The sequence below is a fragment of the Streptomyces sp. NPDC021115 genome, from assembly GCF_044333065.1.
In the GTDB taxonomy this organism is placed as follows: Bacteria; Actinomycetota; Actinomycetes; order Streptomycetales; family Streptomycetaceae; genus Streptomyces.
In genome coordinates, this window is record NZ_JBIRQF010000001.1 from 682,796 (window position 1) to 703,351 (window position 20,556).

Annotated in this window: 21 protein-coding genes; 7 read left to right on the plus strand and 14 right to left on the minus strand. The window is 72.9% G+C overall.

Annotated elements, in window-relative coordinates; translation table 11 throughout:
* Positions 1 to 217: 217 nt before the first annotated feature.
* A complete protein-coding gene (locus tag ACH4TL_RS03085) occupies positions 218 to 1,036 on the plus strand; it encodes an enoyl-CoA hydratase-related protein (protein WP_398313029.1) in 819 nt (272 codons plus the stop codon).
* A gap of 64 nt (positions 1,037 to 1,100) precedes the next feature.
* Here ACH4TL_RS03085 and ACH4TL_RS03090 read toward each other — a convergent pair whose 3' ends face one another.
* A complete protein-coding gene (locus ACH4TL_RS03090; RefSeq protein ID WP_398313027.1) occupies positions 1,101 to 1,697 on the minus strand; it encodes a DNA-3-methyladenine glycosylase I in 597 nt (198 codons plus the stop codon).
* Positions 1,694 to 2,083: a DivIVA domain-containing protein gene (locus tag ACH4TL_RS03095; protein WP_398313700.1), complete on the minus strand. Its 390-nt coding sequence runs from the start codon at positions 2,081 to 2,083 to the stop codon at positions 1,694 to 1,696. Before ACH4TL_RS03095 ends, ACH4TL_RS03090 begins: the two co-directional genes overlap by 4 nt.
* A 130-nt stretch (positions 2,084 to 2,213) precedes the next feature.
* Here ACH4TL_RS03095 and folP point away from each other — a divergent pair, with 130 nt between their 5' ends.
* Positions 2,214 to 3,074, plus strand: a complete 861-nt coding sequence (gene folP / locus ACH4TL_RS03100) for a dihydropteroate synthase (RefSeq protein ID WP_398313025.1) — start codon at positions 2,214 to 2,216, stop codon at positions 3,072 to 3,074.
* Between the two features lie 33 nt (positions 3,075 to 3,107).
* Here folP and ACH4TL_RS03105 read toward each other — a convergent pair whose 3' ends face one another.
* The gene (locus tag ACH4TL_RS03105) at positions 3,108 to 3,854 is read right to left on the minus strand and encodes a TIGR00730 family Rossman fold protein (protein WP_398313023.1); all 747 of its coding nucleotides are present in this window, start codon (positions 3,852 to 3,854) and stop codon (positions 3,108 to 3,110) included.
* 146 nt (positions 3,855 to 4,000) lie between these two features.
* Complete coding sequence (gene dapE, locus ACH4TL_RS03110) at positions 4,001 to 5,071, minus strand: succinyl-diaminopimelate desuccinylase (RefSeq protein WP_398313021.1); 1,071 nt, start codon at positions 5,069 to 5,071, stop codon at positions 4,001 to 4,003.
* A 120-nt stretch (positions 5,072 to 5,191) separates the two neighbouring features.
* Here dapE and ACH4TL_RS03115 point away from each other — a divergent pair, with 120 nt between their 5' ends.
* Complete coding sequence (locus tag ACH4TL_RS03115; RefSeq protein WP_398313019.1) at positions 5,192 to 6,109, plus strand: hypothetical protein; 918 nt, start codon at positions 5,192 to 5,194, stop codon at positions 6,107 to 6,109.
* Positions 6,110 to 6,312: 203 nt separating this feature from the next.
* Positions 6,313 to 6,900, plus strand: a complete 588-nt coding sequence (locus ACH4TL_RS03120; RefSeq protein ID WP_398313017.1) for an ATP-binding protein — start codon at positions 6,313 to 6,315, stop codon at positions 6,898 to 6,900.
* A gap of 58 nt (positions 6,901 to 6,958) precedes the next feature.
* Here the strand turns inward: ACH4TL_RS03120 and dapC are convergent, their stop codons facing one another.
* Positions 6,959 to 8,056, minus strand: coding sequence for a succinyldiaminopimelate transaminase (gene dapC / locus ACH4TL_RS03125; protein ID WP_398313015.1), 1,098 nt, complete (start codon positions 8,054 to 8,056; stop codon positions 6,959 to 6,961).
* 127 nt (positions 8,057 to 8,183) lie between these two features.
* Positions 8,184 to 8,510 carry a ferredoxin gene (fdxA, locus tag ACH4TL_RS03130; protein WP_014054705.1) on the minus strand — a complete coding sequence of 109 codons (327 nt, stop codon included), beginning with the start codon at positions 8,508 to 8,510 and terminating at the stop codon, positions 8,184 to 8,186.
* A 112-nt stretch (positions 8,511 to 8,622) separates the two neighbouring features.
* Here fdxA and ACH4TL_RS03135 point away from each other — a divergent pair, with 112 nt between their 5' ends.
* Entirely contained in the window at positions 8,623 to 9,648 is a 1,026-nt protein-coding gene (locus ACH4TL_RS03135; protein ID WP_398313013.1) for a GNAT family N-acetyltransferase, read from the plus strand.
* Positions 9,645 to 10,472, plus strand: coding sequence for a transglutaminase-like domain-containing protein (locus ACH4TL_RS03140; RefSeq protein WP_398313011.1), 828 nt, complete (start codon positions 9,645 to 9,647; stop codon positions 10,470 to 10,472). The genes ACH4TL_RS03135 and ACH4TL_RS03140 overlap by 4 nt, the downstream gene beginning before the upstream one ends.
* 61 nt (positions 10,473 to 10,533) lie before the next feature.
* Here the strand turns inward: ACH4TL_RS03140 and ACH4TL_RS03145 are convergent, their stop codons facing one another.
* From ACH4TL_RS03145 to ACH4TL_RS03180, 8 genes are all read right to left on the minus strand, one after another.
* A complete protein-coding gene (locus tag ACH4TL_RS03145; protein ID WP_398313698.1) occupies positions 10,534 to 11,106 on the minus strand; it encodes a DNA-binding response regulator in 573 nt (190 codons plus the stop codon).
* Between the two features lie 60 nt (positions 11,107 to 11,166).
* The gene (locus ACH4TL_RS03150; RefSeq protein ID WP_398313009.1) at positions 11,167 to 12,384 is read right to left on the minus strand and encodes a sensor histidine kinase; all 1,218 of its coding nucleotides are present in this window, start codon (positions 12,382 to 12,384) and stop codon (positions 11,167 to 11,169) included.
* Positions 12,381 to 13,124 carry an ABC transporter permease gene (locus ACH4TL_RS03155; RefSeq protein WP_398313008.1) on the minus strand — a complete coding sequence of 248 codons (744 nt, stop codon included), beginning with the start codon at positions 13,122 to 13,124 and terminating at the stop codon, positions 12,381 to 12,383. Before ACH4TL_RS03155 ends, ACH4TL_RS03150 begins: the two co-directional genes overlap by 4 nt.
* A 2-nt stretch (positions 13,125 to 13,126) precedes the next feature.
* Entirely contained in the window at positions 13,127 to 14,086 is a 960-nt protein-coding gene (locus ACH4TL_RS03160; protein WP_398313006.1) for an ABC transporter ATP-binding protein, read from the minus strand.
* Between the two features lie 143 nt (positions 14,087 to 14,229).
* Positions 14,230 to 16,299, minus strand: coding sequence for a peptidoglycan binding domain-containing protein (locus tag ACH4TL_RS03165; RefSeq protein WP_398313004.1), 2,070 nt, complete (start codon positions 16,297 to 16,299; stop codon positions 14,230 to 14,232).
* 206 nt (positions 16,300 to 16,505) lie between these two features.
* The gene (locus ACH4TL_RS03170) at positions 16,506 to 16,874 is read right to left on the minus strand and encodes a DUF6113 family protein (protein WP_398313002.1); all 369 of its coding nucleotides are present in this window, start codon (positions 16,872 to 16,874) and stop codon (positions 16,506 to 16,508) included.
* On the minus strand, positions 16,871 to 17,755 hold the full coding sequence (gene mshB, locus ACH4TL_RS03175) for an N-acetyl-1-D-myo-inositol-2-amino-2-deoxy-alpha-D-glucopyranoside deacetylase (RefSeq protein ID WP_398313000.1): 885 nt from the start codon (positions 17,753 to 17,755) through the stop codon (positions 16,871 to 16,873). Before mshB ends, ACH4TL_RS03170 begins: the two co-directional genes overlap by 4 nt.
* Positions 17,756 to 17,850: 95 nt before the next feature.
* Positions 17,851 to 18,045, minus strand: coding sequence for a hypothetical protein (locus ACH4TL_RS03180; RefSeq protein ID WP_055548098.1), 195 nt, complete (start codon positions 18,043 to 18,045; stop codon positions 17,851 to 17,853).
* A gap of 321 nt (positions 18,046 to 18,366) precedes the next feature.
* Between ACH4TL_RS03180 and ACH4TL_RS03185 the strand changes: the two genes are divergently transcribed.
* Positions 18,367 to 20,529: an alpha/beta fold hydrolase gene (locus tag ACH4TL_RS03185; RefSeq protein ID WP_398312998.1), complete on the plus strand. Its 2,163-nt coding sequence runs from the start codon at positions 18,367 to 18,369 to the stop codon at positions 20,527 to 20,529.
* Positions 20,530 to 20,556: the final 27 nt, after the last annotated feature.

Here is a 20,556-nt window from a genome sequence, read left to right on the forward strand (position 1 = left end):
CCCTTCCTGAAACCAGCTCATCGCAGCCGACAACCCAGGCGTCACCGGCATCGAACACGTTGCTTCTCTGTCATTATCCCGCATGGCATGACCCGATGACCAACATCGGTCGGCAACCCCCGTGCAAGGCGCTCCCCCAAAACCACTCAATTCGGGGAGGCGATCGCGATAACGTACGCCCGCCTCGACCGAACATCTGCCCACGGGAGGGCCGCCCATGACCGACACCGTGCTCTACGAGCAGGCCGACGGGCTCGCGACGATCACCCTGAATCGCCCCGACGCCATGAACGCGCTCAACATCGACACCAAGGCGGCGCTGCGGGACGCGCTGCTCCAGGCCGCCGAGGATCCGGCGGTCCGGGCCGTCCTGCTCACCGGCACCGGGCGCGCGTTCTGCGTCGGGCAGGACCTCAAGGAGCACATCGGACTGCTGGCCGCCGACCGCGAGGCGCAGGACCGGGGGGACCGGGCCGAGGGCTCGACGATGAGCACCGTCTCGCTGCACTACAACCCGATCGTGACCGCGATCGCCGGGATGCCGAAGCCGGTGGTCGCGGCGGTGAACGGGGTCGCGGCCGGGGCCGGGGCGGGGTTCGCCTTCGCCGCCGACTACCGGATCGTGGCCGACACCGCCTCGTTCAACACCTCGTTCGCGGGCGTCGCGCTGACCGCCGACTCCGGCGTCTCCTGGACGCTCCAGCGCCTGATCGGCCACGGCCGCGCCGCCGACCTGCTGCTCTTCCCCCGCGGAGTGAGCGCGGCGGAGGCGCTGGAGCTGGGCATCGCCAACCGGGTCGTGCCCGCCGCCGACCTGCCCGCCGAGGCGGCCGAGGTCGCCCGGCGGCTGGCCGAGGGCCCGACCGCGGCCTACGCGGCGATCAAGGAATCGCTCGCCTACGCGTCCTGCCACAGCCTCACCGACTCCCTGACCAAGGAGGACGAACTCCAGCGCCGGGCGGGCGCCTCGGAGGACCACCGCACCGCGGTGGACGCCTTCGTACAGAAGCAGCAGCCGCGGTTCACCGGCCGCTGACCTGCGACGACGCACCGGGCCCCGCAATGCGCCGGGGCCCGGGCGCAATCAGAGCGCTAGAGCGTCAGACGCGGTCGCGGACGTGGCAGTCGGCCAGGTGGTCGTTGACCAGGCCGCAGGCCTGCATCAGGGCGTAGGCCGTGGTGGGTCCGACAAAGCGGAACCCGCGCTTCTTCAGCTCTCGGCTGAGCGCCGTGGACTCCGGGGTGATCGCCGGGACGTCGCCGAAGGTGTGCGGGGCCGGGCGGGTGGCGGGGTCGGGGGCATGGGACCAGATCAGCTCGTCCAGCTCGCCTTCGGCCAGCTCCGCCGCCACCCGCGCGTTGTTGATCGTGGCCGCGATCTTGGCCTTGTTGCGGATGATGCCGGGGTCGGCGAGCAGCCGCTGCTCATCGGCCTCGGTGAACTCCGCGACCGCCTTGATCCGGAAGTCGGCGAAGGCCGCCCGGAACCCCTCCCGGCGGCGCAGGATCGTCAGCCAGGACAGCCCGGACTGGAACGCCTCCAGGCAGATCCGCTCGTACAGCGCGTCATCGCCACGGACCGGACGGCCCCACTCCGTGTCGTGGTACACCCGGTAGTCCGCCAGGGACTCCGACTCCAGCCCCCACGGACAGCGCGCCAGGCCGTCCGCTCCGACGACCGCGCCCTGAACACTCACGATCCGCTCCCCTCGAAGTCCGCCGGGTACTCCGGCGGGTAGTCCCCCTGGCCCTCGACCGCCTTGCCGTCCCCGAACCCCGGGGTCCGCGCGCCCGCCAGGGCCTCCTCCAGCTCGGCGATCCGGGCGTCCCGCTCGGCCAGCTCGGCGCCGAGCCGCCCCAGCACATCGTCGACGTCGGCCATCCGGTAACCGCGCAGCGTCATCGGCAGCCGCAGCGCCTCGACGTCCTCCCGCTCCAGCGGGCGGTCGGCGGGCAGCGGGTCGTCCAGCCGGTCGGGCGGCGCCTCGGACAGCTGGCCCCCGTCGCCGCCGCCGACGACGGCGAGGGTGACTGCGCCGACCACGACGACCAGCGTGATCAGCAAGAACAGGAACACGGTGATCGTTCTCCTCGGTCAGTACGGCCCGGCGACGACGTCACGCGCGCCATCGGCCCCGTCAACGGTCTGACCCGATCGTGCCATGCCCCACGGACAGTTATCGTCGCTGCCGGACACCTGAGAGGAAGTACGCATGCTGCGGCTGGGCCGACGCGAGTTCGACGAGAACGAGCGAGTGATCATGGCGATCGTCAACCGGACTCCGGACTCCTTCTACGACCAGGGTGCGACCTTCCGCGACGAGCCCGCGCTCACCCGCGTCGAGCAGGCCGTCGCGGACGGCGCCGCGATCATCGACATCGGCGGGGTGAAGGCCGGTCCCGGGGACGAGGTGGACGCCGAGGAGGAGGCGCGGCGCACGGTCGGCTTCGTGGCCGAGGTCCGGCGGCGCCATCCGGACGTGGTGATCAGCGTGGACACCTGGCGGCACGAGGTCGGCGAGGCGGTCTGCGCGGCGGGCGCGGACGTGCTCAACGACGCGTGGGGCGGGGTCGACCCCAAGCTGGCCGAGGTCGCCGCCCGGTACGGCGCCGGTCTGGTCTGCACCCACGCGGGCGGCGCCGAGCCGCGCACCCGGCCGCACCGGATCGGCTACGACGACGTGGTCGCGGACATCCTGCGGGTCACCCTGGGGCTCGCGGAGCGCGCCGTCGAACTGGGCGTCCGGCGCGACGGGATCATGATCGATCCGGGCCATGACTTCGGGAAGAACACCCGCCACTCGCTGGAGGCCACCCGGCGGCTCGGGGAGCTCAAGGAGACCGGCTGGCCGGTGCTGGTCTCGCTGTCCAACAAGGACTTCGTGGGCGAGACGCTGGACCGCCCGGTCAAGGAGCGGGTGATCGGCACGCTCGCGACGACCGCGGTCTCCGCCTGGCTCGGCGCCCAGGTCTACCGGGTGCACGAGGTGGCCGAAACCCGTCAGGTGCTGGACATGGTGTCGTCCATCGCGGGCCACCGGCCCCCGGCGGTCGCCCGCCGGGGCCTGGCCTGAGGTCCCGCGAGGGCCCCCTGCAGGGGCGGTCGGTCAGCCGGATTCCTTGGTGACCAGGTCGACCACCTCGTCGATGTCGTCGGTGAGGTGGAACAGCTCCAGGTCCTGCGGGGACGCCTTGCCCTGGGCGATCAGGGTGTTCTCCAGCCAGTCGACCAGACCGCCCCAGTAGGAGCTGCCGAAGAGGACGATCGGGAACTGGGTCACCTTCTTCGTCTGCACCAGGGTCAGCGCCTCGAAGCACTCGTCGAGGGTGCCGAGCCCGCCGGGCAGCACCACGAACCCCTGGGCATACTTCACAAACATTGTTTTTCGGACAAAGAAGTAGCGGAAGTTCACGCCGATGTCGACGTACGGGTTCAGCCCCTGCTCGTACGGCAGCTCGATACCGAGGCCGACGGAGACGCCGCCCGCCTCGACCGCGCCGCGGTTCGCCGCCTCCATCGCTCCGGGCCCGCCGCCGGTGATCACCCCGAACCCGGCCTCGGCCAGGGCCCGCCCGATCTTCACCCCGGCCTCGTACTCCGGTGACCCCTCGGGCGTACGGGCGGAGCCGAACACGCTCACCGCCCGGCCGAGTTCCGCCAGGGTGCCGAAGCCCTCGACGAACTCCGACTGGATGCGCATCACCCGGAACGGGTCCTCGTGCACCCAGTGGGTGGCCCCCTGAGTGTCCAGCAGCCGCTGGTCTGTCGTGCCGGGCCGCATCTGGTGGCGACGGCGCACGACCGGGCCCAGACGCTGCTCGTGCAGCGCTCGCTCTTCCTCGGCGTTGCCCATCTGTGTGCTCCCTTCGCCAAGATCTGCCAAAGATCTGTGATTCAGCGTAGGCCCACCGGGCGGCGAATTGCCGAAATCCGCGCCACGCTCATCTGTTCTCTGATCTGCGAATCTGATCCGCGAAGAAGCGGACGGCGTCGTTCGGCTCAGCTGGTGAGCCAGACCCGCAGCCGCTCCTCGGCCTCCAGGATCAGCGCGGTGTCCACGTGCTCCTCGCGGGTGTGGGCCAGCTTGGGGTCGCCGGGCCCGTAATTCACCGCGGGCACGCCGAGCGCCGAGAAACGGGCGACATCGGTCCAGCCGAACTTGGGGGCCGCCTCGCCGCCGATCGCCGCCACGAAGGCGGCGGCAGAGGGGTGGGACAGCCCGGGCAGGGCGCCCGGCGCGGTGTCGGTGACGGTCACCTCGAAGCCGTCGAACACCTCGCGGACGTGGGCCAGCGCCTCGGCCTCCGAACGGTCAGGGGCGAAGCGGAAGTTCACGGTCACGGCACAGGCGTCGGGGATGACGTTGCCCGCGATGCCGCCCTCGATCCCCACCGCGTTCAGTCCCTCGCGGTAGGTGAGGCCGTCGATGTCCGCGTGCCGGGGCTCGTACGCGGCCAGCCGGTCGAGGATCGGGGCGGCCTTGTGGATGGCGTTCTCGCCGAGCCAGCCGCGCGCGGAGTGGGCGCGGTGCCCGCTCGTGGTCACCCGCACCCGGAGCGTGCCCTGGCAGCCGCCCTCGACCTTGCCCTCGGTGCCCTCCAGCAGCACCGCGAAGTCGGCGGCCAGCCACTCGGGGTGGTGCTCGGCCAGCCGCTTCAGGCCGTTCAGCTCGGCGGCGACCTCCTCGTGGTCGTAGAAGACGAAGGTGAGGTCGCGGTTGGGCTCGGGCACGGTCGCGGCGATGCGCAGCTGCACGGCGACGCCGGACTTCATGTCGGAGGTGCCGCAGCCCCACAGCGTGCCGTCCTCGTCCAGCCGGGACGGCACGTTGTCGGCGATCGGCACGGTGTCGAGGTGTCCGGCCAGCACGACCCGCTCGGCACGCCCCAGGTTCGTGCGCGCGACCACCGCGTCCCCGTCCCGGTCGACGGTCAGGTGCGGCAGGGCGCGCAGCGCCTGCTCGACGGCGTCGGCGAGTTCCTTCTCGTCGCCGCTGACCGAGGGGAAGTCGACGAGCCGGGCGGTGAGCCGGGCCGCGTCCAGGGACAGGTCGAGTGCTGGGTGTGCCATACCCGCGACCCTAGCCGTTCCGTTTCGGCCACCCGCTCCCGGACTCCACCCCGCCCCCGGTGCGTGGCCTTGCCCACCCCGCGCCCCTGTGGCGCACCGGTGTCCGGGCCACCCAGTAACGTGGGCGGCGTGCCCCGGTCCGTCTTCTCCAGCCGTCCCCGCCTGCTCCGTGCCGCGGTCGCGTGTGCCGTCCTGCTGGGGCTCGCCGCGTACGTAGCGGCGCTTCTGCTGACCGGTGGCAGCGGGCCGCCGCGCTGCGTCGCGCGGGCCGAGGGCGGCGATGTGACGCTCGACCCCGAACAGGCCGTGAACGCGGCCACGATCGAGGCCGTGGCCGCCTCCCGCGGGCTCCCCGAACGGGCCGTCACCATCGCGCTCGCCACCGCGCTCCAGGAGTCGGGGCTGCGCAACATCACCCACGGCGACCGGGATTCACTCGGCCTGTTCCAGCAGCGCCCCTCGCAGGGCTGGGGCACGGCACGGCAGATCCAGGACCCGGTGTACGCGGCCGGGAAGTTCTACGACCACCTGGTGAAGGTGCCCGGCTACTCGCGGCTGCCGCTCACGGTGGCCGCGCAGCGGGTGCAGTACAGCGGATTCCCGCAGGCGTACGCGAAGCACGAGACGGAAGCCGTGGTGCTGACGGCCACCCTCACCGGGCGCTCGGCGGCCGCCTTCAGCTGCCCTGGCCCGCCGGACGACGGCAAGGCGGGCGACCCGGCGCGCGTCCGGGCCGCGCTGAAGCGGGAGTTCGGTCCTGAGGCCCGGCCACGGCTGGACACGGCGGGTCAGGGCGGCGGCAGGCACGCGGCGGTCCCGCGCGAGGTGCTGGTCCCGGTGGCGGACGGCTCGGCCCGGGGCGGCGTCACGGAGCGCGGCTGGGAGCTGGCCTATTGGGCGGTGGCTCACTCGGACGAGTTGCACATCGAACGGGTCTCTTACGGCACGCACATATGGAACGCACGGAATTCAGGGGACGGCTGGCGCACGTCCGACAAGAGTTCCGGGTCGGACATACGACTCTCTCTCATGCGATAGCGATATAGATCGCCGCAGCTCAGCACGGTTGACGGGGTGTTGGGCATGCGCTCTGGGCGCACGTTGTGCGCGTAAACGGATAATGCGACGCATTATCAATTCTTTACCTTGGCGTACCGCAACCTTCGCGCGGCTCACGCGATATTCACTGCGTCCGATCGCTGGACACTTCACGCCATATGTCCCCCCGTCAAAGGAGAATCATGTCCCTCCCTCTCACGCGTCGGATCGCTCGGACCGCCCTGCTGGTCGCAGCGAGCGCGACCCCCGTGGTCGCTGCCGCCGGCGCCGCGAGTGCGGTGGATCCGGCCCTGCCGCACACCCCCAAGCTGGGCGGGCTGAGCGCGCTGGACCCCTCCTCCGTCGGTGAGCTGGCCGACGCCGCCTCGCAGCAGGCCGGACGGACCGTCAAGGAGATTCTCCCGGCCAAGGCCGCCCCGGCGCAGGCCACTCCGGCCAAGCCCGCCGCGCCCGTCAAGTCCGCCCCGGCGGCCACGGCGGAGAAGGCCACCCCGGCCAAGGCGAAGGGCAAGGGCGGCGCCCACGCGAAGGCCAAGGGCGGCCTGCACGCCAAGGGCAAGGCGGCCTTGAGCAAGGGCCTGGCCAAGGGCAAGGGCGTCCACGCCAAGGGCAGCCCGGCCCGCCCCGCCCCGGCGCCGCTCCCGGCCCCGGCCGCCGCCCCGGCGCCCGCTCCGGCGCCGCAGCAGACCGCGCCCACTGCCCCGCAGCCGACCGACGACCTCCCGCTCAAGGGCCTGCCCTCGATGAAGGGCCTCCCGCTGCTGGGCTGAAAACTCAGAAGGCCCCCGGCCGCCGTAAGCGGCCGGGGGCACCTCCCGTTCGTACGGGTCAGGCGGTCAGACGGCGCACCGCCGCCGCCACGCGCTCGTCCGTCGCGGTGAACGCGACGCGGACGTACGCCCCGCCCGCCGGGCCGTAGAACTCGCCGGGCGCCACCAGGATGCCCAGCTCGGCCAGCGCGCCCACGGTGTCCCAGCACGGCTCGTCCCGCGTCGCCCACAGGTACAGGGACGCCTCGCTGTGCTCGACGCGGAAGCCGTACCCCTCCAGCGCGCCGCGCAGCGCGGCCCGCCGCGCCTCGTAGCGCTCGCGCTGCTCCGCGACGTGCTTGTCGTCGCCGAGCGCGGCGACCGTCGCGGCCTGCACCGGCGCGGGCACGATCATCCCGGCGTGCTTGCGGATCTTCAGCAGTTCGCCGAGCACGCTCTCGTCACCGGCGAGGAACGCCGCCCGGTAGCCCGCCAGGTTGGACCGCTTGGACAGCGAGTGGACGGCGACCAGCCCGTCGAAGCGCCCGCCGGAGATGTCCGGGTGCAGGACCGACATCGGGTCCGCCTCCCAGCCCAGCTCCAGGTAGCACTCGTCACTGACCAGCAGCACCCCATGGGCCCGCGCCCACTCGACGGCGGCCCGCAGCTCGTCCTTGGAGAGCACCCGGCCGGTGGGGTTGGACGGGGAGTTCAGCCACAGCAGCTTCAGCCCCGCCGGGTCCAGCTCCGTAGGCTCGTCGTACGGCACCGGCTCGGCGCCCGCGAGCCGCGCGCCCACCTCGTACGTCGGGTAGGCGAGCCGCGGGAAGGCGACCTCGTCGCCGGGGCCGAGCCCGAGCTGCGCCGGCAGCGAGGCCACCAGCTCCTTCGAGCCGATCACCGGCAGCACCTGGGTGTGGGCGACGCCCTCCGCGCCCAGCCGCCGCTCGACCCAGCCGGTCAGCGCGTCCCGCAGCGCGGGGGTGCCCCAGACCGTCGGATAGCCGGGGCTGTCCGCGGCACCGGCCAGCGCGGTGCGGATCAGCTCGGGAACCGGGTCGACGGGGGTGCCCACCGAGAGGTCGACGATGCCGTCCGGATGGGCGGTCGCGGTCGCCTTGTACGGTTCGAGCCGGTCCCAGGGGAAGACCGGGAGACGGGCGGAGACGGGTGGCACGGGGTGGCTCGCTTTCTTTCTCTTCCAACAGCCCGGACTCTTTCAACAGCCCGGAAAAAAGCCCGGTCCCGCAGGCCACATGCCATACGGGACCGAAGGCCGCGCCGGGTCTACTTCCCGGGCAGGGTCACTCGTCGTGCTCCTGCGGCGGAAGCGCGGCGATGAACGGGTGGTCGCGCTCGATCAGGCCGAGCTTGCTCGCACCGCCGGGCGAACCGAGCTCGTCGAAGAACTCGACGTTCGCCTTGTAGTAGTCCTTCCACTCCTCCGGAGTGTCGTCCTCGTAGAAGATCGCCTCGACCGGGCATACCGGCTCACAGGCCCCGCAGTCGACGCATTCGTCCGGGTGGATGTACAAGGACCGCTGGCCCTCGTAGATACAGTCGACGGGGCACTCCTCGATGCATGCCTTGTCCTTCAGGTCGACACAAGGCTGCGCGATGACGTAGGTCACGCTGTCGTTCCTCCTCTTAGGGCTGTATCGCGCGGGAGCGCGGCGTCGTCGATGCCCGCACCTAGTATCTCCGTTCCGGGGCACTGGACGCACATGAGGGGTTGGCAGAGCAGTGGATTTCACCACCGGCGGACGGCTTGAGGTCCGAATCACCCCGGATGACGTGCGAAAACGCGTGTCGGTGCGGCTGCTGACCGGCGACCGGGGCGAGGGCGGGAAGTTTACCGACGTGGTCGGGGTTCTCACATCCTGGACCGGCGGTGTGCTGCACATCACGCGCCGCACCGGTGAATCCGTGACGATCGAGGAGTCGTCGCTGGTCGCGGGCAAGGTCGTGCCCGCCGCTCCGGCGCGCCGCCGGGGCCCGGCGGCGAACGCGCGCGAGCTGGACCGGGTCGCCGCCCGCGGCTGGCCGCCGGTGGAGAGCGAGCGGCTGGGCGAGTGGGAGCTGCGCGCGTCCGGCGGCTTCACCCGCCGCGCCAACTCCGTACTGCCGCTCGGCGACCCCGGGTGCGGTCTCGACGAGGCGCTGCGCCGGGTGACCGACTGGTACGCCGAACGTGGGCTGCCCGCGTACGTGCAGGTCAGCACGGGCGCCGAGGGCACCCAGGAGACGCTGGCCGCGGAACTGGAGACCCGCGGCTGGACCCGGGAGGTCTCCGCGCAGGTGCGCATCGCGGCCCTGGCCCCGATCGCCGACAGCGACGCGGACGTCTCGGCGGTGACGCTCTCCCGGGAGATCGGCGACGACTGGCTGGCCCGCTACCAGCGCTCCGCCCGGCCCACCCCCGAGGCGCTTTCGGTGCTCTCCGGCGGCCCGTCGGTGTGGTTCGCGACGATACGCGGCGCAACGGGCGCAACGGAGGACGCCGCCCCGGCCGCGATCGGGCGCTGCGTGGTGGACGGCCGCTGGGCCGGGTTCGCGGCGGTGGAGACCGCCCCGGACAGGCGGCGGCAGGGGCTGGCCCGGGCCGTGATGACCGCGCTGGCCCGCCGGGCGCTGGACGAGGGCGCCTCGGCCGCGTACCTCCAGGTCGAGACGGACAACGGCGGCGCCCACGCCCTCTACGACGGCCTGGGGTTCACCCTCCACCACAGCTACCACCACTGGCGCGCGCCCGGCACCGGCACCGCATGAACGAGACGCCACGACGCCGCAGATTCGCCGAGGCCGCCCGCGAGGAACGCCCCGACCTGGCCCTGCTGTGCCTGCTGGTGGGCATGGAGGGCGACGACGGGCTGGACGAGGCCGGGATCGACGAGGCGCAGATCGAACTCGACCGGCTGGCCGGTGAGGTGCCGTTCTCCCCCGGCTCCCCCGCCGCCTGGGCCGACGCCCTCGCCCGGGTCCTCGGTGAGCGGTACGGCTTCGGGGGCTCGGCGGCCGACTACCGGCGGCTGGACTCCTCGCTGCTGCACCGGGTGCTGCGGCGCCGCCGCGGGCTGCCGATCCTGCTGTCGCTGGTGTGGATGGAGGTCGGGCGGCGGGCGGGCGCGCCGGTGTACGGGGTCGCGCTGCCGGGCCACTTCGTGGTCGGCTTCGGCGATCCGTACGGGGACCATGTGCTGGCCGACCCGTTCGACGGCGGCAAGCGGCTGTCCGGCCGGGACGCGGAGCGCCTGGTGTCGGGCAGCACCGGGACGCCGCCGGACCCGTCGGTGCTGGGCCCGGCCGATCCGCTGGACATCGTGCTGCGCATCCTCAACAACATCCGCGCCTGGGCCGCCGCCCGCCCCGAGCGCACCGACGCGCAGCTGTGGGCCGTCGAGCTGTCGCTGCTGCTGCCCAGCCATCCCGCGCGGCTGCGCTACGAGCGGGCGCAGCTGCTGGTCGAGCGCGGCGACTTCCTCACCGGGGCGCGGGAACTGGAGGAGTACGCGGAGGTCGTGGCCGTGATGGAGCCGGAGGCGGCGCAGGCCGTACGGCGCCAGGCGCACGCGGCCCGGGCGCGCCTCAACTGACATCCCCTAGGGGGTGTCCTGCCGATCATGCCGGGCTCCCGCCTGACCGACAAGACACCCCCTAGAGCCAGCCCTTGTCGCGGGCGATGCGGACCGCCTCGGCCCGGTTGCGGGCGGCGGTCTTCTGGATGGCCGTGGAGAGGTAGTTGCGGACCGTGCCCTGCGACAGGCCCAGCGCCCGGGCCAGCTCGGCGTTGGTCGAGCCGTCGGCGGAGGCGCCCAGCACCTCGCGTTCCCGCGCGGTCAGCGGGCTGGCCCCGTCCACCAGCGCCGCCGCGGCCAGGGTCGGATCGATGACCCGCTCGCCGCACAGCACCCTCCGTATGGCGTCCGCGAGCTGGGCCGCGGGGGCGTCCTTGACCAGGAAGGCGTCGGCGCCGGACTCCATGGCGCGGCGCAGATAGCCGGGGCGGCCGAAGGTCGTGAGGATCACGATCCGCACCCCGGGCTCGGCCGCGTGCAGCGCGGCGGCGGCCTCGATGCCGGTCATCCCCGGCATCTCGATGTCCAGCAGCGCGACATCGGGCCGATGGGCCCGGGCCGCGTCCACGACCTCGTCGCCGCGGGCCACCTGGGCGACGACCTCGATCTCGTCCTCCAGACCGAGCAGCGCGGCCAGCGCCTCCCGCACCATCGACTGGTCCTCGGCGAGCAATACCCGGATCACCCGGGCAGCGTATCGGGCGGCGGCCGGTCAGGGCTCGGGGGCGGGCTCCGCGGGAAGGTGCGCGATGCCGCGGGAGAGCGGGGCCAGGGCGCGGAGGGTGAAGCCGCCGTGGTCGCCCGGGCCGGTCTCCAGGCGGCCGTCGGCCAGCTGGAGCCGTTCGGCGAGGCCGGTCAGCCCGTTGCCGTGCGGGCCGGTGATGCCGCGGCCGTCGTCAGCGACGGTCAGGCACAGGTCGTCGCCCACCTCGCTGAGGCTCACGGCACAGCGGCGCGCCCCGCTGTGCCGGACCACGTTGGTGACGGCCTCGCGCAGCGCCCAGGCCAGCGCGCCCTCCTGGTCGGGCGGGAGGTCCGGGTGGTGGACCCCGGCGCGGTGGAGGTCGGCGGTGATGCCCGCTGCGGCGAGCGCGGTGCGGGCCCCGGCCAGCTCGGCCTCCAGGGTGGGGCGGCGGAAGCCGCTGACCGCCTCCCGCACGTCGACCAGGGCCTGCCGGCTGACCCGTTCGATGTCGGCGACCTGTTGCGCGGCCTGTTCGGGCTTGCCGGGCAGCATCCGCCCGGCAAGTTCGCTCTTGAGCGTGATCAGGGAGAGCGAGTGGCCCAGCAGGTCGTGGAGATCGCGGGCGAGCCGCAGCCGCTCCTCGTTGGCGGCGAGCTGGGCGACGGTGGCGCGGGCCTCGCGCAGCGCCCGGGTCGTACGGACCATCTGCCGCACCGCGCTCATCGCGAACCCGCCGAGCAGGGACGGGACGACGAGGGCGGACATCAGGTCGTCCGAGCCGCGGACCAGCAGCCCGGCGCCCACCATGGCGACGGTGTTCAGCGGGATCGCCCACCGGGCGAGCCGGGTCGGCAGCACCGCCCCGAAGGCGACCGAGACGTAGACGGCGAGCACCAGCCAGGCGTCGCCCAGGGTGACGGTGAGGACGGCGGCGAGCACGCAGATCGTGCCGAGCGCCCGGTTGATGACCGTCCGGTCCAGGGTCCGGCTGGTGTTCCGGAAGACCAGCAGCAGATAGATGGTGACGAAGACCAGCAGGCCGAGCACCCCGAACATGGTGGCGGGCGCGGTGTGGTGGCCGTCCGCGAGGTCGCTCACCGGCGCGCCCAGGTAGGCCATCCAGATCCCGATCCACATCAGCTTGATCAGGGCCTGCCGGCGGTTGTCGGGGCTCTGGCCGATGGCCGGAACGTGCCCGTCCTCTTCGTAGTCCGCCGCGTCACGCCACCAAGTCGGCCGCTTCATGCCGTGCGGGTGTCCTTCCGGTACAGCCAGGCCGCCGCGCCCCCGAAGAGGACCAGATACCCGGCGAGCAGGGCCACGTCCTTGGCGTGCGGGGCGTTGCCCAGCTCGATGGCCTGGCCGAGGGCGGCGTAGGCGTGGGTGGGCAGCCAGTCGCCGATGTTCCGGAGCCACTGCGGATAGGAGGCGGTCGGCATCCACAGGCCGCCGAGGATCGAGAGCCCGAAGTAGATGATCATCGTCAGGGGGCGCACCGCGTCGCCGGTGGCGAGATAGCCGATGGCCACGCCCAGGGCCGCGAAGACGAGCGAGCCCGCCCAGATCGCGCCGGTCAGCGCGAACCACTCCCAGGCGGCGTCCAGCCGTACGCCCTTGACGGCGGCCGCCACGATGAAGACGATCACGATGGAGGGCAGGGTGGCGACCGCGGCCGCGGCGATCTTGGCCGTCACATAGCCGCGTCCGGGCAGCGAGGTGAGCCGCAGCTGACGCACCCAGCCGCCCTCGCGTTCCTTGGCGATCCGCTCGCTGTTGCCCATCAGGACGGCGGTCAGCGCGCCGAAGGAGGCCATGGCGACCATGTAGTAGAGCGGCATCGTCAGATGGGTGCCCGGGGCGATGTCGGTCTTGTCCGCGCTGCCCGCGATCATCAGGAAGAGCGCCGACGGATAGATGACCGTGAAGAACATGAACTTCCGGTTGCGCAGTGCGCGGACGATCTCCAGCTTGATCAGGGTCGTCATCGTCACGCCTCCTCGGGCGTCGTGGCCGCGTCGGTGATGGCGAGGAACGCCTGCTCCAGGCCGAGTCCGGCGACCTCCAGGTCGCGCGGGTAGAGCCCCAGTCCGTAGACCGCGTGCACGGTCGCGTCGGCGTCGGCGGACCGCATCCGTACCGTACGCCCCGATATGTCGAGGCCGGTCAGCGCGGGCAGGGCGCGCAGCGCCTCCTCGTCGGGCGCGCCGTCCAGGGTGAAGGAGATCCGCCGGGCCCCGGCCATCGCCTTGATCTCGGCGGACGAGCCGTCCGCCAGCACCCGGCCGCGGTGCAGCACGATCACCCGGTCGGCGATCTCGTCGGCCTCTTCCAGGTAGTGGGTCGCGAACAGGATGGTGCGGCCCTGCCGGGCCTGCTCGCGCATCGTGCCCCAGAAGGTCTGCCGGGCCGAGACGTCCATCCCGGTCGTCGGCTCGTCCAGCACGATCAGGTCGGAGGCGCCCGCGGTGGCGAACGCGAAGCGCACCCGCTGCTCCTGGCCGCCGGAGAGCTTGTTGACCTTGCGGTCGGCGATGCCGGTGATGTCCGCCCGCTCCAGGACCTCGTCCACCGGGTAGCCCCGGGGGTGCAGATCGCAGGCGAGCCGCACCAGCTCGCGCACCGTGACCTCCTCCATGAGGCAGCCGCTCTGGAGCATCGCGCCGATGTGGCCGCGGGCGATGGCCTGCCGCGGGGTGGTCCCGAAGACCTCGATACGGCCGCTGTCGGGGGTGCGCAGACCGAGCAGCAGGTCGAGGGTGGAGGACTTGCCCGCGCCGTTGGGGCCCAGCAGGGCGACGGTCTCGCCCGGATGGAGGTGGAGGTCGAGATCGGCCACGGCGCGCACGCTGCCGTAGCTCTTGTTGACGCCGGTGAAGCTGACCACCGGCGGAGCGGCCGCGGATCGGGCCCGCTCGTCGGTGGCGGAGGGTGCGGTGGTCGCTGTCATGGCCCCTAGCTTCGCCGAGCGGGGCGGTCCTGCGGCAGTGTCTGTGGTCGTGACCTGGGGATGACAGATGTCATGGGCGGGGACGTGAGGCGGCCCCCGCCCGGGTGCCGGGCGGGGGCCGTCTCGGGGCCTGGCGGACGCCTCTAGTTGGGCGAGGTGTCGATCACCGCGGTGCGGTCCGCGGTCGTCTTGCCCAGCAGCGCGGTCCGCATGGAGATGGCGACTTCCTGCGGGGTGACCGGCTTCTTGCTGCCGTCCGCGCGCTCGATCAGCACCCCGTCGAAGGTCTGGCCGTACAGCCTCTTGATCGCGGCCAGGTCGAAGTGCGGCTGGAGCTTGCCGCCGATCGGGCGCATGGAGAGGATCTGCGGCAGCGAGCGATCAGGACCGAACTGGATGGAGTGCGTGTCATCCGTCTTGATCGTCACCAGACCGGACATCGCGGGCTCGGCGAAGGACTTCATCTTCGCGTCCACCTCGGCCTTGCTGATCGTCGGCCGCTTGGCGACGACCGGCAGGTCGACCGCCTTGTCCTTGCCGGTCTCGGCCCGCTCCCGGTACGCGTCGGAGACGGCGGTGACGGCCTTGTCGATGTCCAGGCCCCGCCCCTCCCGGCCGTAGACGGGGGTGGCCTTGCCCGGCTTGAACGTGATCGTGCCCTCGCGCGCGGTGCCCGAGTTGCCCGCGAGCCGCCCCAGGGCGTCCCGCAGCTTCTCCTCGTCGACCGTCACGGCGGGCTCGGCCTCGTGGGTGCCGCCGAAGAGCGAGCCGATGACCGTGACCGGGTTGTAGTCGCGGCCCGCGACGTTCCGCACGGTGGCCTCGGTGTCCAGGGCCAGACCCGCGACGGACGGTTTGATCTGCTTCTGGTCGCCGTCGACGGTCACCTTCAGCGGGGCACCGGTGCGGCCGCCGAGCGCGGTGTCCAGCTTGTCGACGGCCACCTGTTTGGAGGAGCCGCCGATGTCGACGCCGAGGACGGTGGTGCCGTTGGGCACGTCCGCGTGGTTCATCACCAGGCCCGCGGCGTACGCGACACCGGCCGCGACCACCACCAGGGCGCCCAGCATGACGACCTTGGAGCGGCCCTTCTTCTTGGGCTTGCCCGCCGCGGCCGCCTTGGGCGCAGGGCTGCTCGGCGGGGCGCTGTCGCCGGTGTTCCCGGTGGGCGGGGCCTGGCCCTTCCCGGCGGGCGGGCCGGAGATGCCGTCCGCCTGCGGGACCACGGGAACGCCGCTGACCAGGGTGTCGCTGGACGCCTGGTCCGGCCCGCTGGGCGCGGTGAACTCGGGGTCGCGGAAGAGCGACGGAGCGGAGTCGGCGTCCATGCCGGGACCGCCCAGCCGACCGCCGGGACCGGGCTGCACCATCGGCGTCGCGCCCGTGGTGGCCCCCAGGCTGCCGAGCGGCGAGCCGCCGGGCGGGGTCGGGGGCTGCCCGGCCGCGCCGTTCAGCGGGCCCACGCCCGAGCTGTCGGGCAGGCCGGGGCCGGTCGGCGCGCCAGGCCCTGGCGGCGCCAGCAGGTCCTCGTCCCGCGCCGGGGCGCCGGGCATCCGCATGTCGCCGGTGACCGGGCCGGTCGTCGGGCCGCTGGGCTCGCCGGGGAGGCCGGCGCCGGGGTCCGAGAAGTACGGCAGATCGGCCTGCGTTCCGCCGCCCAGATTCGGCGCGGGGAACTGCTGGGTGGTCTCCGGCGCCGGGGGCATCGGGGTGCTCTGGGTGGTCGAGGAGCCCTTGGAGCGGCGCGCCGGCGCGAACCAGTCGCTGGTCTTGTCGCCGCCCTTCCCGCCCTTCTCGCGGCCCTCGCGGTCCTTGGCGCCGTCCGCGCGCCCCTCGGCCGCCGCCGCGCCCAGCTCCGGGCTGCGGACGGCATCGGGCCGGGACGGGGCTCCGGGGTGCTCGGCGCCGTCCCCGTCGTCCTCGCCGGAGCGGGGACCGGGAACGCCGTCCTCGGAGACGGCCTTGCGCATGACGACCGGCGGAATGGGCCGGGAACCCGGGATGTTGATCCGGATGCGCGTCGTCAGAGTGGTTTCGGTCTTCGGATCCTCCGGCTTGGCCGCGGCATCCGCCTCACCGTCACCGACGCCGCCCTGAAGGGCCTCCGGCGACGGGGACAGGCGGGATCCGTACGGCGGGGTGCCCGACGGATAGGCGGCACCGCCGCTACCCCCCCGGGCCCCGGAGGACGAACTGTCAGATTCACGGCTCAAAGCAGGTTCTCCCAGTTAGCTCCGCCGCCCGTCAGACCTCGCGCGGGCGGCTCGGCGGCGCGCACCACCATACTGGGCGCCGCGGTCGCGTACTTGACGGCCGCCCGATGGCCGCACCGTGAGGTCCCTCGCCCGTCGGCCAAGGACCGTCCGGGGCCCGGGAACATCGCGCCGGGTCCCGGGGACGTCACGCTGAAAACGTCACGTCACTTACCAAGTCGGGCGGCCAGTGCGCCCGGTTGCGAGACCACCGGCAGGGTGGCGCACATCACACCGATGAACATGCCACCCAGCAGGAAGACGTACGATCCCAGGCCCGCGCTGAAGAGGAAGTCCCCCTCGGGGCGGGTGCTGGTGAGCAGCAGCACCACCAGCGTCCACGCCCCCGCGGGCAGACCCCCGCCCAGCCGCCGGTCGGTCGCCTTGACGCCGCCGTAACAGACGGCCGCGACGCCGAGCAGCGCGAGCAGCAACCCGCCGGGGAACCAGAGCCCTTGGACCACCGCGCCCGCGATGGCCACCAGCGCCCCCAGGGCGGCGAGCAGCGCGTATCCCGCGAGTCGGGCGGCCGTCATGCCGTCACCCCCGCGAACAGGTCGTCCTCGCGGCCCGCGCCCGGCTCGCCCTTGACCAGCCGGTAGTGCTCGTGGACGAACAGCGGCTGGCCCAGGTCGTTGGAGAGCGCGAAGAAGGGCCCGTCCACCGCGATCTGGGTGGCGTGCGCGCGCATCGCGGCGGTCTTCGCGTCCGCGTACGCGGTGCCGTCGATCACCGCCGAGACCTCCGCGTCGTCCACCACACCGGGGACGTCATCGGCGGTGGCGATGCCGGGGAAGGAGATCTCCCCGCCCGCGGCCCGCAGCCGCGCGAAGCCCTCTTCGAGGGCCGAGCGGGGTACGCAGTTCCAGTAGACCTTGGCCACCTCATGGGGATCGCCCAGGTCACGGCGGTAGACCGGCTCCGCGGCCAGCTCCGCCGCGCGCGTGGCGACGCGGTGCGCCTGGATGTGGTCGGGGTGTCCGTAGCCCCCGTCGGCGTCGTACGCCACCAGGACCTGCGGCCGGATCTCGCGGATCACGGCCACCAGGTGGGAGGCCGCCTCGTCGAGGTCGGCCTGCCAGAAGCAGTCGGGGCGGGCGTTCTGCGGGGCGCCCATCATGCCCGAGTCGCGGTATCTGCCGGGACCGCCCAGGAAGCGGTGGTCCCGGACGCCCAACGCCTTCATGGCCGCGGCGAGTTCACCGATCCGGTGAGCGCCGAGGGTGTCGTCGCGGTCGGAGGCGAGATGGCCCAGCTCCGCCGGGATGACCTCGCCTTCTTCACCGAGGGTGCAGGTCACCAGCGTGACATGGGCACCCTCGGCCGCGTACTTGGCCATGGTCGCGCCGTTGTTGATCGACTCGTCGTCCGGATGCGCGTGCACCAGGAGCAGACGACGGGCGGGAGGAACGGTCATGCGCACAGCCTACGATTCGCCCACCGGTGCCCGCGGACCGCGGGCCCGGGCCCCCGTGGATCACCGCCCGTGCCGTACCGGTGGCTCCCGGTGGCTCAGAGCTTCACATCGCCGATCATGTTCGCCACGTTGGTGGTGAGGTCGTCGATGGTCGGTGCGACCGACGAGCTGGCGAGGTAGAAGCCGAGCAGCACACAGATGAGCGCGTGCGCGGTTTTCAGCCCGGCCTTGTTGACGAGCATGAATACGATGATCAGCAGCAGCACAGACAACGAGATCGAGAGCGCCACAGCGACTCACCTCCAGGAACACGCGCTCGGACAGACAACATATTGATGCCACACGGGGCCTACCCACTATGCGCAATCGATCATAACTATCGGCGCGTGCGCACGAGTCGGTGCACGGGAGCATGACAGGGGCGCATGCCTGATCGCACCAACTGGCGCTTGATCAGGGCGGGTTCTCGCTGGTTATCCGCCATCTCACCCACTGAGAAGCTGGCTTGTTCTGACCGCCGGACGACCGGACCGTGCCCCTGGCAACCGCCCCGGACGCGTGTACCGGTCGGTACGACCCCTCGCGATCTTCGGGACCCGTACGCTCGCCCTATGACCGGACAGCTCTCGTTCCCTCGGCAGCACGCGCGCACCCAGCGCTTCACGCTCGGAGCGCCCCGGGCCTTCCATGTGGCCCCCGACGACTCCCGCGTGGTCTTCCTGCGGTCCCGCGGCGGCACCGACCGGGCGGGCCTGCTGTGGGTGTACGACGTGGCCGGGCAGCGGGAGTACCCGGCCGCCGATCCGGTGGCGCTGCTCGGCGGCGCGGACGAGAAGCTGTCCCCCGAGGAGCGGGCGCGCCGCGAGCGCAGCCGCGAGGGATCGGCCGGGGTGGTCGGCTACGCGGTGGACCGGGCCGTCGAAACGGCGGCCTTCGCCCTCTCCGGGCGGCTGTTCGTCGCCGATCTGACCGGCGGCGAGGCCCGTGAGCTGACCGTGCCGGGCCCCGTCGTGGACCCGCGCCCCTCCCCCGACGGCCGCCGGGTCGCGTACGTGGCGGGCGGCGCGCTGCGCGTCACGGGCACCGGCGGCGAGGACGACCGGGCGCTCGCCGAACCGGAGGCCGATACCGTCACCTACGGCCTCGCGGAGTTCATCGCGGCCGAGGAGATGGACCGCACGCGCGGCTTCTGGTGGTCACCGGAGAGCGACGCCGTGCTGGTCGCCCGCGCCGACGACGCCCCCGTGCGCCGCTGGTGGATCGCCGACCCGGCCCGGCCAGGAGAGGCGCCCGCCGAGGTCGCCTACCCGGCCGCGGGCACCGCCGACGCCGAGGTGCGGCTCGTCCTGCTGGGCCTGGACGGCTCCCGCACGGAGGTCGAGTGGGACCGGCAGCGCTATCCCTACCTGGCCCGGGTGCACTGGTCGGGCTACGGTCCGCCGCTGCTCCTCGTCCAGGCCAGGGACCAGCGCAGCCAGCTCTACCTGGCCGTGGACACCGGCACCGGACGGACCAGCACCGTGCACGCCGACGAGGACGCGGTATGGCTGGATCTTTTCCCCGGCGTGCCCGCCTGGACCCCCGACGGGCGGCTCGTCCGGATCGCGGACGAGGGCGGCGCCCGGGCCCTGATGGTCGGCGACCGCAAGCTCACCTCCGGCGCCCTCCAGGTGCGCGCGGTGCTGTCCGTCGGCGAGGACTGCGTGCTGTTCTCCGCCGCGCCCGGTGCCGAGGCCGCGCTGCCCGACCAGCCCGGCGGCATCGACGTTTACCGCGCGTGGTTCCGCGGCAGCGGAGACCAGGGCGGCTGGGAGCCGGTCGGCAAGCGGCCCTTCCCCGCCGTGCACTCCGCGGTGCGCGGCGACCGGCTCATCGCGCTCACCTACGCCGGGACCGACCGGCCAGGGGTCCGCGCGGAGCTGCTGCGGGCGGCGGACCACGGCGCCGCGGAGACGGTCGCCGAGATCGCCTCGTACGCCGAGACGCCCGTCATCACCGCGCGCCCGCGGCTCACCTTCGCGGGCAAGCACGACATCCCCTGCGCGGTGCTCCTGCCCACCGGGTACACCGAGGGCGACGGGCCGCTGCCGGTCCTGATGGACCCGTACGGCGGGCCGCACGGCCAGCGCGTGGTCGCCGCCCACAACGCGTACGTCACCTCGCAGTGGTTCGCCGACCAGGGCTTCGCGGTGATCGTCGCCGACGGGCGCGGCAGCCCCGGGCGCTCCCCCGGCTGGGAGAAGGCCGTCCGCGACGACCTCGCGGCGATCACCCTGGAGGACCAGGTCGAGGCGCTGACCGCGCTCGCCGGGCGCTTCCCGCTGGACCTCGGCCGGGTCGCCATCCGCGGCTGGTCCTACGGCGGCTATCTCGCCGGGCTCGCCGCGCTGCGCCGCCCGGACGTCTTCCACGCGGCGGTGGTGGGCGCGCCGGTCACCGACTGGCGGCTGTACGACACCCACTACACCGAGCGCTATCTGGGCCACCCCGACGAGCAGCCCGCGGTGTACGCGGCGAACTCTCTGGTGACGGACGAGGGGCTGTCCGGCGCGGCGGAGGGCCCGCACCGCCCGATGATGATCATCCACGGGCTGGCGGACGACAACGTGGTCGTCGCCCACTCGCTGCGGCTGTCCTCCGCCCTGCTGGCGGCCGGGCGGCCGCATGAGGTGCTGCCGCTGTCCGGGGTGACCCATATGACCCCGCAGGAGCAGGTGGCCGAGAACCTGCTCCTGCTCCAGGTCGACTTCCTCAAGCGGTCGCTCGGGCTCTGACGGCTCGGGCTCGGACGGTGCCCCGGC

Bases quoted from the DNA above. Each gene is read 5' to 3' on its own strand.
- dapE (WP_398313021.1), bottom strand. From the start codon at position 5,071: ATGGCACACCCAGCACTCGACCTGTCCCTGGACGCGGCCCGGCTCACC.
- ACH4TL_RS03085 (WP_398313029.1), top strand. From the start codon at position 218: ATGACCGACACCGTGCTCTACGAGCAGGCCGACGGGCTCGCGACGATC.
- folP (WP_398313025.1), top strand. From the start codon at position 2,214: ATGCTGCGGCTGGGCCGACGCGAGTTCGACGAGAACGAGCGAGTGATC.
- ACH4TL_RS03185 (WP_398312998.1), top strand. From the start codon at position 18,367: ATGACCGGACAGCTCTCGTTCCCTCGGCAGCACGCGCGCACCCAGCGC.
- ACH4TL_RS03150 (WP_398313009.1), bottom strand. From the start codon at position 12,384: ATGAAGCGGCCGACTTGGTGGCGTGACGCGGCGGACTACGAAGAGGAC.
- ACH4TL_RS03160 (WP_398313006.1), bottom strand. From the start codon at position 14,086: ATGACAGCGACCACCGCACCCTCCGCCACCGACGAGCGGGCCCGATCC.
- ACH4TL_RS03145 (WP_398313698.1), bottom strand. From the start codon at position 11,106: ATGGTGCGGGAGGCGCTGGCCGCGCTGCTCGGTCTGGAGGACGAGATC.
- ACH4TL_RS03155 (WP_398313008.1), bottom strand. From the start codon at position 13,124: ATGACGACCCTGATCAAGCTGGAGATCGTCCGCGCACTGCGCAACCGG.
- ACH4TL_RS03120 (WP_398313017.1), top strand. From the start codon at position 6,313: ATGTCCCTCCCTCTCACGCGTCGGATCGCTCGGACCGCCCTGCTGGTC.
- ACH4TL_RS03140 (WP_398313011.1), top strand. From the start codon at position 9,645: ATGAACGAGACGCCACGACGCCGCAGATTCGCCGAGGCCGCCCGCGAG.
- ACH4TL_RS03170 (WP_398313002.1), bottom strand. From the start codon at position 16,874: ATGACGGCCGCCCGACTCGCGGGATACGCGCTGCTCGCCGCCCTGGGG.
- ACH4TL_RS03105 (WP_398313023.1), bottom strand. From the start codon at position 3,854: ATGGGCAACGCCGAGGAAGAGCGAGCGCTGCACGAGCAGCGTCTGGGC.
- mshB (WP_398313000.1), bottom strand. From the start codon at position 17,755: ATGACCGTTCCTCCCGCCCGTCGTCTGCTCCTGGTGCACGCGCATCCG.